This is a genomic window from Embleya sp. NPDC127516 (genome assembly GCF_044765325.1).
In the GTDB taxonomy this organism is placed as follows: domain Bacteria; phylum Actinomycetota; class Actinomycetes; order Streptomycetales; family Streptomycetaceae; genus Embleya.
On record NZ_JBIWJT010000009.1, the window covers coordinates 153,506 to 165,777 of the forward strand.

At 71.3% G+C, this 12,272-nt stretch carries 12 protein-coding genes and 1 pseudogene; 6 read left to right on the plus strand and 7 right to left on the minus strand.

Annotated elements, in window-relative coordinates; translation table 11 throughout:
• Window positions 1-104 precede the first annotated feature (104 nt).
• The 3 genes from ACIRL2_RS19225 (at window position 105) to bla (ending at window position 3,667) form a co-directional block, all read left to right on the plus strand.
• Complete coding sequence (locus tag ACIRL2_RS19225; RefSeq protein ID WP_402233537.1) at window positions 105-527, plus strand: hypothetical protein; 423 nt, start codon at window positions 105-107, stop codon at window positions 525-527.
• A 206-nt stretch (window positions 528-733) separates the two neighbouring features.
• Window positions 734-2,281 carry an FAD-binding oxidoreductase gene (locus tag ACIRL2_RS19230; protein WP_402233540.1) on the plus strand — a complete coding sequence of 516 codons (1,548 nt, stop codon included), beginning with the start codon at window positions 734-736 and terminating at the stop codon, window positions 2,279-2,281.
• 474 nt (window positions 2,282-2,755) lie between these two features.
• Entirely contained in the window at window positions 2,756-3,667 is a 912-nt protein-coding gene (gene bla, locus ACIRL2_RS19235) for a class A beta-lactamase (RefSeq protein WP_395860369.1), read from the plus strand.
• Between the two features lie 146 nt (window positions 3,668-3,813).
• Here bla and map read toward each other — a convergent pair whose 3' ends face one another.
• The 3 genes and pseudogenes from map to ACIRL2_RS19250 all read right to left on the minus strand — a co-directional run bounded on the left by map (window position 3,814) and on the right by ACIRL2_RS19250 (window position 5,833).
• A complete protein-coding gene (gene map, locus ACIRL2_RS19240; RefSeq protein WP_402233785.1) occupies window positions 3,814-4,581 on the minus strand; it encodes a type I methionyl aminopeptidase in 768 nt (255 codons plus the stop codon).
• Between the two features lie 217 nt (window positions 4,582-4,798).
• Window positions 4,799-5,248, minus strand: a pseudogene (locus ACIRL2_RS19245) (MFS transporter); the annotation flags it as partial.
• Window positions 5,249-5,326: 78 nt separating this feature from the next.
• A complete protein-coding gene (locus ACIRL2_RS19250; protein ID WP_395860375.1) occupies window positions 5,327-5,833 on the minus strand; it encodes a MarR family winged helix-turn-helix transcriptional regulator in 507 nt (168 codons plus the stop codon).
• 372 nt (window positions 5,834-6,205) lie between these two features.
• Between ACIRL2_RS19250 and ACIRL2_RS19255 the strand changes: the two genes are divergently transcribed.
• Complete coding sequence (locus ACIRL2_RS19255; RefSeq protein WP_402233544.1) at window positions 6,206-7,360, plus strand: MFS transporter; 1,155 nt, start codon at window positions 6,206-6,208, stop codon at window positions 7,358-7,360.
• Between the two features lie 155 nt (window positions 7,361-7,515).
• Window positions 7,516-7,893, plus strand: coding sequence for an aldo/keto reductase (locus ACIRL2_RS19260; RefSeq protein WP_395860965.1), 378 nt, complete (start codon window positions 7,516-7,518; stop codon window positions 7,891-7,893).
• A 286-nt stretch (window positions 7,894-8,179) separates the two neighbouring features.
• Here the strand turns inward: ACIRL2_RS19260 and ACIRL2_RS19265 are convergent, their stop codons facing one another.
• The 3 genes from ACIRL2_RS19265 to ACIRL2_RS19275 form a co-directional block, all read right to left on the minus strand.
• Window positions 8,180-9,268, minus strand: coding sequence for a methyltransferase domain-containing protein (locus ACIRL2_RS19265; protein WP_402233787.1), 1,089 nt, complete (start codon window positions 9,266-9,268; stop codon window positions 8,180-8,182).
• Window positions 9,269-9,825: 557 nt separating this feature from the next.
• Window positions 9,826-9,951 carry a hypothetical protein gene (locus ACIRL2_RS19270; RefSeq protein ID WP_402233547.1) on the minus strand — a complete coding sequence of 42 codons (126 nt, stop codon included), beginning with the start codon at window positions 9,949-9,951 and terminating at the stop codon, window positions 9,826-9,828.
• Between the two features lie 104 nt (window positions 9,952-10,055).
• Window positions 10,056-10,556: a MarR family winged helix-turn-helix transcriptional regulator gene (locus ACIRL2_RS19275; RefSeq protein ID WP_395860385.1), complete on the minus strand. Its 501-nt coding sequence runs from the start codon at window positions 10,554-10,556 to the stop codon at window positions 10,056-10,058.
• 63 nt (window positions 10,557-10,619) lie between these two features.
• Between ACIRL2_RS19275 and ACIRL2_RS19280 the strand changes: the two genes are divergently transcribed.
• On the plus strand, window positions 10,620-11,330 hold the full coding sequence (locus tag ACIRL2_RS19280) for a class I SAM-dependent methyltransferase (RefSeq protein WP_402233789.1): 711 nt from the start codon (window positions 10,620-10,622) through the stop codon (window positions 11,328-11,330).
• A 306-nt stretch (window positions 11,331-11,636) separates the two neighbouring features.
• Here the strand turns inward: ACIRL2_RS19280 and ACIRL2_RS19285 are convergent, their stop codons facing one another.
• Window positions 11,637-12,068 (minus strand): ester cyclase, encoded by a 432-nt coding sequence (locus ACIRL2_RS19285; protein ID WP_395860387.1) that lies wholly within the window; start codon window positions 12,066-12,068, stop codon window positions 11,637-11,639.
• Between the last annotated feature and the right edge of the window lie 204 nt (window positions 12,069-12,272).

The window sequence follows — 12,272 nt, forward strand, 5'->3', positions numbered from 1 at the left end:
GCCCCCGCAAGTGTCGGACCCCATCCGTACGGTTCCGTCGGCGCGTGTGACCGTGCCGCCGGTATCGAGGGGGATTCGTGGGAGCTTCGGGTTGGAGTCACGTCGTGCCGTATCGGACCGACTTGTCGGCGGCCCTTCGAGAACTTCGGGAACAGGTCTTCGAAGCCGGTGAGTTCCACAGCCCGGCCGAGTGGGGGTTGCCGGTACCCGAAACGCTCGCGGAGTTCGACGCTTTGGGCGGCGACGAGACGTACGGCGAATTCCTGGGTACCTGTAGCACGCATTCGATCCTCGACGTCGACGCCGTGATCGTCGACGCCGCAGCAGCCAACCGGTCCTGTGCCTTCCGCCCGTTGACACCCGCCGAAACACTGGCCGTGTTCGGGACGGAGCGGCCGACGCGCGTGGACTACGAGCGGGTCGGCATGCCGGACAACGAACTCGAGCGGTGGAGCGGTAGCTGTGTGGTCCTCCACCACGACGGGGAGCCCGCCTGGATCGCGTTCTGGGGTTGGTCCGGGGACTGAGTGCGATACCCGGCGCCCACCCGCACCCCTCCCAGGGTGGCCGGCCGCAGTCGCCGAGGCCCGACTCGCGTCCACCGATGGGTGTAATCCGGCGCGCCGGAGCGTAGTCCGACCCGCCGTCGACCGGTCCCCGGGTCAGGATGGCAGCGATGCAGCGCCGCGTAGCCGACGCGCGGTGCGCACGGGTCGCCGGGAGATGTGAGCGTATGACGATCGATCGACGGGGGTTTCTGACCGCTCTGGGTGTCGGGGGTGCGCTGGCGGTGACGGGGCCTGCGGCCGCAGCGAAGGCGCGGAGCGGGATGCCGGTGTTGCCGGCGTACGACGCCCGGCCGTTGCGGGGCATCGCAGGGCAGCGGGTGCCCGGGTCCGTGGCCGAACCCCCGGACTGGGCCGCGTTGAAGGCGCGGCTCGATGGGCGGCTGCTGTTGCCGGAGGACCAGGCGTACGGCGTGGCCCGCCTCGGATACAACGAACTGTACGACGATCAACTTCCGGCGGCGGTGGCCCAGTGCACCTCTGCGGCGGATGTTCAGAGTTGCCTGGATGCGGCCCGTGGGCACGGGGTGCCGATCGCCGCGCGCAGCGGAGGGCACAGTTACCTCGGGTACAGCGTGCCCGACGGCGGGCTGGTGATGGACCTGCGGCCGATGGCGCAGGTCCAGGTGCAGGCGGACGGCACCGTGCGAGTCGGGTCGGGAGCCCGGCTGATCGAGGTGTACGCGGCGCTGGCGGAGGCCGGGCGGCTGATGCCGGCCGGCTCGTGTCCGACGGTGGGGGTCAGCGGACTGGCCCTGGGCGGCGGGATCGGGGTGTTGACCCGCAAGTACGGACTCACCTGCGATCGGCTGGTCTCGGCGGAGGTGGTCACCGCCGACTCGCGGGTGCTCACCGTCTCCGAGTGCTCCGAGCCGGACCTGTACTGGGCGCTGCGCGGCGGAGGCGGCGGCAACTTCGGCGTGGTCACCCGGTTCACCTTCAGCACCGAGCCGGCGCCCGAGCTCACCGTCTTCTCGCTGCGCTTCCCGGCCGGTTCGGCCGCGTCGGTGATCGGGGCCTGGCAGGAGTGGGTCTCGCACGCGCCGCCGGAGCTGTGGTCGAACTGTGTGGTGTCCGGCGGTACACCACCGACCTGTCGGGTGGGCGGGTGCTACGTCGGAGCGGAGGGCGGGCTGAATCCGCTCCTGGACCGGCTGATCGCCGCCGCGTCGACCCAACCGAGCTCGCGCACCGTGCAGGGCAAGAGCTATCTGGACACGATGAAGTACATGGCCGGCTGCGCGAACGACACCATCGCGCAGTGCCATCCGACCTTCGAGGGCGGGCGGCTGCCGCGAGCGGCCTTCGTCGCCGTCTCCCGGGTGCTGACCGCTCCGCTGGACGCGCAGGGGGTGGTGCGGTTGATGGCCGGGCGTACCGGGATGGACCTGCTGCTGGACGCGATGGGCGGCGCCGTCTCGCGGATCGCCCCCGACGCAACGGCCTTTCCACACCGCTCGGCCCTCGCCACCGCACAGATCTACGCGAGCACCACACCGGCCGGCAAGGAGGAGGCGACAACCGCGGTGGACGCCGTCCGGGACGGCCTCGAAGCGCTGGGCGCGTCGGGCGCGTACGTCAACTACATCGACGCGAACCTGCCCGACTGGGGTACGGCCTACTACGGCGAAAACCTGTCGCGGCTGAAGGCGGTGTCCCGACACTACGACCCGGACCAGGTGTTCACCTTCCCCCAGTCGGTGGCGCGGGCCTGAGCGGCGCGGTCCACGTGGGGCGGTGGAGGTGGGCCTCAGGGGCCGGAACTCGGAACGCACCGCGGCGATGCTCCGCGGGCTGCTCCGAATCCCGGCGTCCGCCTGCGCCGGAGGGCTTCACGACGGCGCGGATTCGGACGCGGACGAGCGGTCCTGGCCACGCCGGGCGGTCGGCCGTCGCTCGTGTCGTGCCGCTCGCACGGCGGTTCCGGCCCTGGGAACCGTCCTTGGTGTCGGGGGTGCGAAAGCACGCGGCTTGGCGCTCGTCCCGAGGATCCGCACGGCGTTGCACACCGCGTTGCACACCGTGGTCCCCCGACACATGGGTCGACGCATGGCGCGGGTGGCAGGTCGGCGGGTGGGAACCGTTTCGGGTGAACTCGCATCCGCCATAGGCATGGATGGGTCTGGACGGCCCGCAGGGGCGCGTCCGCATGCCAGACGGCGCCGCACGAACCGAGGGAAGAAGTGGCCATGGAACTGCGTCCGAGTCGGCGTGGGGTACTCGGCGGGGTCGCCGCAGCAACTCTCGGCCTCGTTCTCCCCGTCGGCGGAAGGGCCTTCGCACAGGGCACGGACGACAACGAGCGGATCGTCGGGCGGTTGCGTGCTCTCGAGGAGGCGCATTCCGCACGGCTGGGGGTCTTCGCGTGGGACACGGTCACGGGCAGGACCGTGCACCACCGCGCGCGCGAGTTGTTCCCGATGTGTTCGACGTTCAAGACGATCGCCGTGGCCGCGGTCCTGAGGGACCTCGACCGGGACGGCGAGTACCTCGCCCGGCGCATCCGGTACACACGGAAGGACGTCACGGAGTCGGGCTACGCGCCGATCACGGGTTTGCCCGAGAACCTCGCCGACGGCATGACCGTCGCGAACCTGTGCGCGGCCGCCATCGACCACAGCGACAACACCGCGGCGAATCTCCTGTTGCGCGAACTCGGCGGACCGAGCGCGGTCACCCGCTTCTGCCGTTCGATCGGGGACGAGGTGACCCGGCTCGACCGATGGGAGCCCGCCCTGAACTCGGCGGAGCCGGGCCGGGCGACCGATACGTCGAGCCCCCGCGCGATCGGCCGGACGTACGCCCGGCTCGCCCTGGGAAACGCCCTCGACGCGCGGGACCGCGAGCGGCTGACCGGCTGGCTGCTCGCCAACACCACCGGCGGCAACCGCCTGCGGGCAGGACTGCCCAAGGACTGGATCGTCGGGGACAAGACCGGCACCGGCGGGTACGGCACCACCAATGACGTGGCCGTCACCTGGCCGCCCGGCCGGGGACCCATCGTCATGGCGGTCCTGTCCACCAAGCACGATTCCGCCGCACCCGCGGACGAACCACTGATCGCCGATACCGCCGCGCTGCCAGCGGCGGTACTCGCCTGACCTCCAGCCGCGCGCGGGACCGCGCTCGGGGCCGACGGGACCCGACGGGCGGCGGACGCGTCGGCGGCCGGCAGGGCCTGTACGCCCACCACCGATTCGTATCGAACACGCGGGTCTGCTGGCGGGACGGCGCGCCGTCCGGATGATCAGGGCAGGGTCAGAATGCGGGGGCCCTCTTCCGTGATGGCGACCGTGTGCTCGATGTGGGCCGCACGGCTGCCGTCAACGGTGTACAGGGTCCAGCCGTCGGGGCCGACGCGATAGTCGTTGTGTCCGCCGGCCATGAGCATGGGTTCGATGGCGAGGGTCAGGCCGTGGCGGAGGGGGAAGCCGCGGCGGGCGCGTCCTCGATTGGGGACGTCGGGGTCTTCGTGCATGCGGCGGCCGATGCCGTGACCGCCGAAGTCGGTGGGCATGCCGCAGCGTGCCGATCGGGCGACGTTGCCGATGGCGTGGGAGATGTCGCCGATGCGGTTGCCGACTTTGGCCGCGGCGATGCCGGCGTCGAGAGCGCGCTGGGTGGCGTTGATCAGGTCCACGTCGGCGGGTCGTGGGGTGCCGACGGTGAAGCTGATGGCGGCGTCGCCGGTCCAGCCGTCGAGTTCCGCTCCGCAGTCGACGCCGACCAGGTCACCGTCCCGCAGGCGGTAGTCGGTGGGGATGCCGTGCACGATGGCGTCGTTGACCGACGTGCAGATCACCGCGGGGAATGGGGTGGGGGCGAAGGAGGGCAGGTAGCCGAGGAAGGGTGAGCGTGCCCCGGCTTCGCTCAGGACGGCGCGGGCCGCTTCGTCCAGTTCCCGCAGGGACACCCCGACGCCGGCGGCTTCCCGGGCGGCGGCGAGGGCGTGGGCCACCACCCGCCCGGCTTCCCGCATCGCGTCCAGGTCCGTATCGGTCTTGATCTCCACCATGTCCTGCGTCTCCATGTCTCACGTGCGGAATCCAATTCTTATACCGGTATTAGTATCACGCACAAGACGAGACTCCTTCGCACCCCGGGGGACGACAGCGCGAAGAGTGTTCGACGCGCGGACGCTTCGTGCCCGGGGCGAGGCGGAACAGGTCTGACCGGCAAGCGCGTTCACCGTGGTCGGGTCGCCGCCGAGGGGCTCGGCGCATCGTGCGGATGATCGGCCGCGATCTGCGACTCGACGTGCCGCCGGCCGGTGCGATACCGCGCACGGCGGCGCCCGGCGAGACCGACGGCGACCCCCGCCCGGCCGCGGCGCCGGCGAGGCCGAAGAGGATCAGGCCGGCCACCAGCGTGGGTTTGCGGCCCAGGCGGTCGCCGACGGCACCGAGCGGCAGCAGGAGCGCGGCCAGGCTCAGGGTGTAGATGTCGATGATCCACAGGATGGTGCCCTGGGACGCGTCGAACTCGACGGCCAAGTCGGGCTGGGCCACGTTGAGCCCGGAGACCGAGGCGATCACCGCCATCAGCGCGACGCACACGGCGATCAGGATCGTGCGGCGCTGCCGCGCGTCCGGCCCGCTGTCGCCGGAGACAGGGACGGGGACAGGGGCGGGGGCGGGGACACCGGATGGGTCGGCGCTCGAAGGACATGCGGGGCGCGGCACGGAAAGGCGCACGCGGGACGGTCGATTAGGTGGCCGTGGGCCGTCCGGGGGCGCCGGGAGCAACCGCCCGGGCGGCCGTCACTTGATGCTGGTGTCGCCGAGGGCTTCGAGCACCCGACGGAGGCTGTCGGCGGAGTTCTCGACCACGTCACGGTCCACGTCCGCGAGCAGCCGCGCGTAGCTCGCCAGATGGTCGGCGAACAGAGCCCGGGTGACCTCGTGCCCGCGCTCGGTGAGGTGGATCTTGACGGTGCGCCGGTCCTCCCCGTCGCGCACGCGTTCCACCAGGCCCTTGGCCTCCATCTTGTCGATGCGGTTGGTGATCGTGCCGGAGGACACCATGGACGCCTTGAGGAAGGTCCCGGCAGTGAGGGCGTACGGCGGTCCGGAGCGCTGCAGCGTGGTGAGGACGTCGAACTCGCCGACATCCAAGCCGTGTTTGACGGCGCTTGCCTTGACCGACTTCTCGACCACCAGGGCCAGCCGCTGGATGCGCCCGAAGAGCTGCACCGTCCAGAGCTCATCCACCACGTCGGGGCGCTCCTCGGCCCACTGACCGATGATCGCGTCCACGGCATCGCTCATCGTCGTCACGCCTCTCGACACAGACTCTCTCGGTACGGACTCTCTCGATAGGAACTCTACCAGTAATAACTCTCTTAGATTCGAGATACTTGACCCTGGGAGAGTCGAATGCTTGTATGTAGCTATTGAGATTGTCGGATCCGAGCGGTGCGCCGCCCGAATCGCTCTCCCGACTTCACCGCCGCTCCCCCGCCGACAACCGCCGACCACCCCTGCCGACCACTCCGCTTTCCGGAGGCTGCCGTGTCCCCGCACGCCCAAACCCGTCCCGGCCCCCGCCACACCGCACCGACGAAGCCCCTCGCCTCCACCCCGATCCGGCCGTCCGTCACGTCGTCGACCGCCGCGCCCGCTTCGCGTCGAGTACCGGTCATGTGGCTTGCGTTGCTGGCCACCCCGATCGCCGCAAGCGCCAACAGCCCGGTCCTGATCCTTCCCGACACGGCCGACTCGCTCGGCGTCCGTACGGCCACCGCGACCTGGCTCGTCACCGTCTTCGCCTGGGCCATGGCGGTCGGCACCCCGCTGATGGCCAACCTGCTGCGCCGCCGCGGCCTGGGCACCACGCTCAAGCTGAGCGCCGCCCTGATCGTGACCGGCACCGCGGTCCTCGCCGCGGCACCCTGGCTGCCGGTGGCCATGGCGGGCCGGGCGGCCCAGGCCGCAGGCGGCGCGGGCCTGGTCACCGCGGCGATGAGCCTGGCGGGCTCGGTCCGCCGGATGGGCGTGATCACGGCAGGCTTCGGAACGCTGGGGGCGGTCGGCCCGCTGCTCGGCTCGACCATCGCGGACATCGCCTCGTGGCGACTGTCCATGGCCGTCGGCACGCTCGCCCTCCTCGCCCTGCCGGCGGTCATGCGCCGCGCCGACCTGTCCACACCGCGGCGCAGCACCCTGTTCGACGGTCGGGGCGCCGCCCTGCTGGTCCTGACCGCGACGGCCCTGGTACTCATTCCGCGCTACCCGATCCCCGCGGTCGCCGCCTCACTGGCAACGGGCGCGCTGCTGGCCCTGCACACCAGGTCCAACCCCACGGGCTTCGTACCGGCGGCACTGCTGCGCACCCGCGCCTTCGTCCTCTCCGCCGCGCTCGCCTGCGCCTTCGCGACCTCGTACTTCACGCTGCTCTTCACCGTTCCGCAGTTGCTGCGCGACCGCACCGACTGGTCGGCCTCCACCATCGGCACGAGCCAGTTGGCCGCTCTCCTCACCGGTTCGGCACTCGCCATGCTGCTGGCTGCGGTGTCGGCTCGGATGAGTCGCCCCCGGGTCCTGACCATCCTGCTCACCGTCGGCGCGCTCGCTCCGCTCACCGCCGCTCTGACCCCGTGGGCGCCGCTGCTCCTGTTGGCCGCGACACTGGCCGTCTTCACCGCGGGCGCGGGCCAGGCCACGCTCGCGGTGTACGCGACCGCAGCCGCGCCGACCACCCAACGCCCCACCGCGATAGGCCTGTTCAACCTCTGCTACCAGCTCGGCGGCGCCTTCGGCCCGGCGATCGCAGCCGCGATCACACTGGGCGGCTGAACCACCACCCCCGATCCACTCCGGCCCTGCACCGCGCGGCACCGTACCCATGGGCGAGTTCGCGCCACCCAGGAGCCCGAAGCCTCGCAGGCGCACTCCCTCCACCGGCTCGCAACCACCGGGAACGACTCACCGGCAAGTACAGCCGCGACGACCTGACCGGGGCGAACACCGCATCCGGCGACGGCACCCGCAAGAGCCTCACCATCGCCAACGGGGCGCTCACCGAACGCAATCTCGCCATCGTGGACGTCGTGAAGGAGGTCGCCACGGAACTGGGCCGCACACCTGCCCAGGTCGGACTGGCCTGGACCCTGCGGAACCCGGGCGTGACGCCACCAACCATCGGCGCCCGAACGCCCGCGCAACTGGAGGGCAATCCGGGCGCCTTGGAGGTCGACTTCACCACGGCCCAACCGGCCCGCCTCGACGAGGCCGGCGCGATCGAACTCGGCTTCCCGCACGAGATGTTCGCCGGTGACGTGGCACGCACGCTGATCCGCGGCGACCTGAAGGTGGAAACCCGCCGCTGATACCCGATCGAGGGCGGTCCCATACGGACCTGCCCTCGATCGTGTGCGGCCCGCTACGCCTTGTGCCGAGATGCACGCGACGCCGGAGGCCGCGCCGTACAGGTCGAGCACGGACCGGTCGGTTCGACCCGCCGGCGGCATCAGGGCACGCACGGGTGCGCCTCATCAGGGCAGGTCCCGAGCACGGGTCGGGTTTGCCTTGACGCCGCGACAACGTCCACCGTTTCCGGCGGGCCGGCTCCCTGCGGCGTTCTCTCGCACGATGGGCGTTCTCACGCAGGATGGTTCAGGCTACGAGGAGGCGCAGGCCGAGCTCCGCCGCGTCGAGGGCGACGAGTTCGCCGTTGCGTTCGCCCCACCGGCCCGAGGAAAGGTCGTCGCGGAGTCTGTCCACCGCCCGCTGCTCGGCCTCCGGCCCGACTCTGGTCCATACCGATATCGCGCGGCGCACGTGTTCCTCCAGGTACGCCTCGGGGCGGCGCCAGTACGCCTCGAAGAAGCCGTCGGCACAGTCCCACGGGATGAGCACCGGCTCCAGGCGGGCCCCGATCACTTTGGCCAACTCGACCACCGATGGCCGGTCGGCGACCAGGCCGGCGACCTCGGGCAGGTAGTCGCGGGTGAGCCAGAACCGGTGCAGCCAGCCGGTGTCACTGGCGTCGTGCGTGAACACCACCACGCGGCGGGCCACGCGGCGCATCTCGCGCAGCCCGGCGATCGGGTCGTGCCAGTGATGAACGGTGCTGAACGCCATCGCGGCGTCGAAGGACTGGTCCTCGAACGGGAGGTTCTCTGCACTGGCGGTCACGCACGGCGCCGCGCCCGCGGGACGCTGGGCCCGCATGACCGCCGACGGTTCCACCGCCGTGACGTCGCGGTCGGGAGGTTCGTAGGAGCCGGTGCCGGCACCGACGTTCAGCACCGTCCGTGCGTCCCCGAGCGCATCCCACACCCTCTCGGCGATTCGCGGCTCGGTGCGCCGCGTCGCCGGGTAGGCGGACCCGATGGCTTCGTACAACTGCGCGCCGAACACTTTCAGTTGTTCCTCCGGCGTCGTCCTGATCCCCATTGCCCGTGCCTCCAGTTCCCTGTCTATGGCCGTCACCATGGCGGCGGCGCGGTCGCGCTGCTCCGACAACAGGCCGCGCAGCCGGTGCAGATGGGCAACCGCGTCGGTGGTCGGGTCGTCGACCAGATCCGCGATCTCGCGCAGTCCGAAGCCCAGCCGCCGATAGGCGAGCACCTCCCGCAACCGCTCCACGTCGCCCGCCGAGTAGGCCCGATACCCGGCCGCGGTACGCGCGGACGGCCGCACGAGGTCGATCTCGTCATAGTGATGCAGCGTGCGGACGCTCACGCCGGCCAGCTCGGCCACACGTCCCACGGTCAGGTGCTCTTCCACGCCACCGACAATGCGGCATGACGCCACGTGAGGGTCAAGCACCTGGCTCCGATACCGCGCGCGCGGCGCGGCCGGTTCGACGAGCAGTCCGCCATGGGCAACAGGACCGGCCGGGGCCCGGCGCTCGACGACCTGCCGGTCACCGCATCTCTGCGTTTCGGGGATGCCGGGGCGTACAAAGGCGGTCATCGTGTGCGCGTGACGGCCGTCGCCTCGTCCCGAAGACCGCGACCACCAGGTCTGCGACGAATCGGTCCGGGTCGTCCAGCCCGGCTGCGGCCAGGATCTCCCGCCCACCGGCCGGCAGGTGCGGGATGGCGCCGTGCAGGCCAGGGTGAGCACGGTCGCGCGCTCCCGCGTCACCGGCAGCCCGGTCGATCGCGAGGCTTGCGCGAAGGACTCGAAGTCGGCGGCGGCGATCTCGTCCAGGAGTACGGCCGGCCACGGCTTGCGGGCCGCCTCGGAGCGGAGTTCGACGTACGCGAGCATCCGTGACCGGCCCGGGCCGGTCACGTTCGCCGGCAGGGTGGTCAGCATCGCCGCCAGGCTGTCCCGTCCGGGAGTTCGGCGGGCGGCCACATGGCGGCGCCGGCCGCGCTCACACCCGGCGAGCCGGCGTACCAGCCCGGCTTCGCGGACGCCGACACCTCCGTCATGGCGGTGATCCCGCGAATGCCTACGCCGCACCCGCCGGACACCGTCGCGGCGCTGCGGTTGCGCGGGACACCGACCGTGCGTCATGTAGCGGTGAATCCGCTGTTCACTGCGGAGGTTGAGGGGCGGGCACGCCGTCGCATCCCGGCGCGGGTGTGGTGCCGCGTAGGCGGGCGGTGACCGTGGCGATGGTCGCCGTGAACCCTGCCAGGTGAGCCTCGGGGATGTCCGCGAACAGGGCGGCGGCCATGACGTCGCGGCCTTCGCGCAGGTGGGTGACGACGGCGGTGCCGTGGTCGGTGAGCCGGACCATCGTGGCGCGGCGGTCGGTGGGGTGGGGCACGCGTTCGACGTGGCCGTCGGTTTCGAGGGCGTCGAGGAGGCCGGTGACGTTGCGCGGAGTCACGCCGAGGGCGTCGGCGAGGGCGCGTTGGGTCATCGGGCCGTGGTGGAGCAGGACCCACAGGAGGCGCGCTCGGGCGGCGGTGAGGCCGTGGGCGTCGATGCCGTGGGTCATCAAACTGCCCAGGACTTCGGCGAGTTCGAACAGCCGGTCCAGGGACACATCCGCCGTGGCCTTTCCGGCGTTATCGTGAATAGAGTTCACTATGTACTCCCTCCCACATCAAGGATAGCGGCCGGACGGCGGCGGCCGGGAAGGTGGTGGTCGATCGTGTACGAGACCAAGGCGTCGGCGAGGTCGGTGCGCAGACCGGTGTTCGCGCGGTTCTACGCGAAGGTGGCCGGTCCGGGTCTGGAGAAGGCGGGGGTCGGTGAGCACCGCAGGCGGTTGTTGGCCGGCCTGACCGGTGAGGTGCTGGAGATCGGCGCGGGGCATGGTGCGAACTTCGAGCACTACCCGCCGTCGGTGGCACGGGTCGCGGCGGTCGAGCCGGAGCCGCGGCTGCGGGCGCTTGCGGTCGAGGCCGCCCGAGCCGGCGCGGTCCCGGTCGACGTCGGGGGCGGCTTGGCCGACGAATTGCCGTTCCAGGACGAGTCGTTCGACGCGGTCGTGTTCTGTCTGACGCTGTGTTCGGTGCCGGACCCGCATGCGGCGCTTCGGGAGGGGTTCCGGGTGCTGCGGCCGGGCGGGCAACTGCGGTTCTTCGAACACGTCCAAGCGGGCGGTGCGCGGATGCGGCGGGTGCAACGCGTTGTGGACGCGACCGTGTGGCCGCTGCTGTGCGGTGGCTGTCATACCGCACGCGACACCGAGGCCGCGATTCGCCGGGCCGGCTTCACCGTCACCGAAATGGACCGCTTCGCGTTCCCGAACACCCGGATCCCGACGCCCGCCGCCACTCACATCCTCGGCACCGCTGTACGTCCACCCGGTCCGGGTGACGGCGACCCGGGGGCCGTGGAGGAGGGCGAGGCATGAGGACCGGGGCTGCGGGATCCGTCGAGTAAGCCGGGCGGACCCGTCGGAGCTACGGGCGCGCACGCGGACGCGGATGTGCGCGGGCACGGGCAGGACACGGGCACGGGCACGGGCACGGTACCGAGCACGCGGTCACACCGAGTGTCCGCACGTAGCCGCGGACGGTCGAGGCACAGCGGTGCGTGGGCGCAAGCAGCCGTGCCTCCGGCGCGCCCGAACCGCGACCGGGCGTGCCCTGCGCCCGTGCCGCCCCCTCGCGCGTCGAACGCCCGAGCGCGGCCCGGGCCGCCGGCGCGCGCTGCCGGATCAACCCGCGGTCGCGGGCGCCAACCCCAGTTGATCGAGGAACGCCAACTGGTCGAAGTACAGCCGATAGTCGACGATCCGTCCGTCCTCGACCGTCCCGGCGTCGCAGCCGTGGATGCGGACCGGTTTGCCGGTCGCCGGAAGCATCTCGCCGTCGGGGAGCTTCAGCGGGCCGGTGTTGGTCCCGTGGAACCACCCTTCGTCGATTGCGGTATCACCCACTTCGTACTCGTGTTCATATTCGAACTCACCATCCGGTACGGCGACGGCGAACTCGACCATGTACTCCGCGATCGCGTCACGGCCGCGGAAATTGCCTTCCGGCGTCGTGGCCACGGCGTCTTCCGCGAAACAGTCCGCGATGGACTTGACGTCCTTGGACTTCGTCATCGCCTCGGTGAGCCGGTCCATGGCCTCACGTGCCTGTCCCATGACCTACCTCCTGTAGGTTCGGCCCCCACCACCATGATCCTCCTCAAAGGTGAGGACGGCCGTCGCCGACGCATTCATGGGCCTCGTGAGCCGCGGGGCTGCCGTCCCCCGGGCGGCGGGCACGGGTCTCCCGCCTCGGCTACGCAGCCGATCGCGCCGACGGGCCGTCTCCCACGCGGCCACGTCATCGCGCCCGACAGGGAT

Coding starts and splice junctions, on each gene's coding strand:
- ACIRL2_RS19230 (WP_402233540.1), top strand. CDS start 734: ATGACGATCGATCGACGGGGGTTTCTGACCGCTCTGGGTGTCGGGGGT.
- ACIRL2_RS19250 (WP_395860375.1), bottom strand. CDS start 5,833: ATGAGCGATGCCGTGGACGCGATCATCGGTCAGTGGGCCGAGGAGCGC.
- bla (WP_395860369.1), top strand. CDS start 2,756: ATGGAACTGCGTCCGAGTCGGCGTGGGGTACTCGGCGGGGTCGCCGCA.
- map (WP_402233785.1), bottom strand. CDS start 4,581: ATGGTGGAGATCAAGACCGATACGGACCTGGACGCGATGCGGGAAGCC.
- ACIRL2_RS19270 (WP_402233547.1), bottom strand. CDS start 9,951: ATGACGGAGGTGTCGGCGTCCGCGAAGCCGGGCTGGTACGCCGGCTCG.
- ACIRL2_RS19255 (WP_402233544.1), top strand. CDS start 6,206: ATGTGGCTTGCGTTGCTGGCCACCCCGATCGCCGCAAGCGCCAACAGC.
- ACIRL2_RS19285 (WP_395860387.1), bottom strand. CDS start 12,068: ATGGGACAGGCACGTGAGGCCATGGACCGGCTCACCGAGGCGATGACG.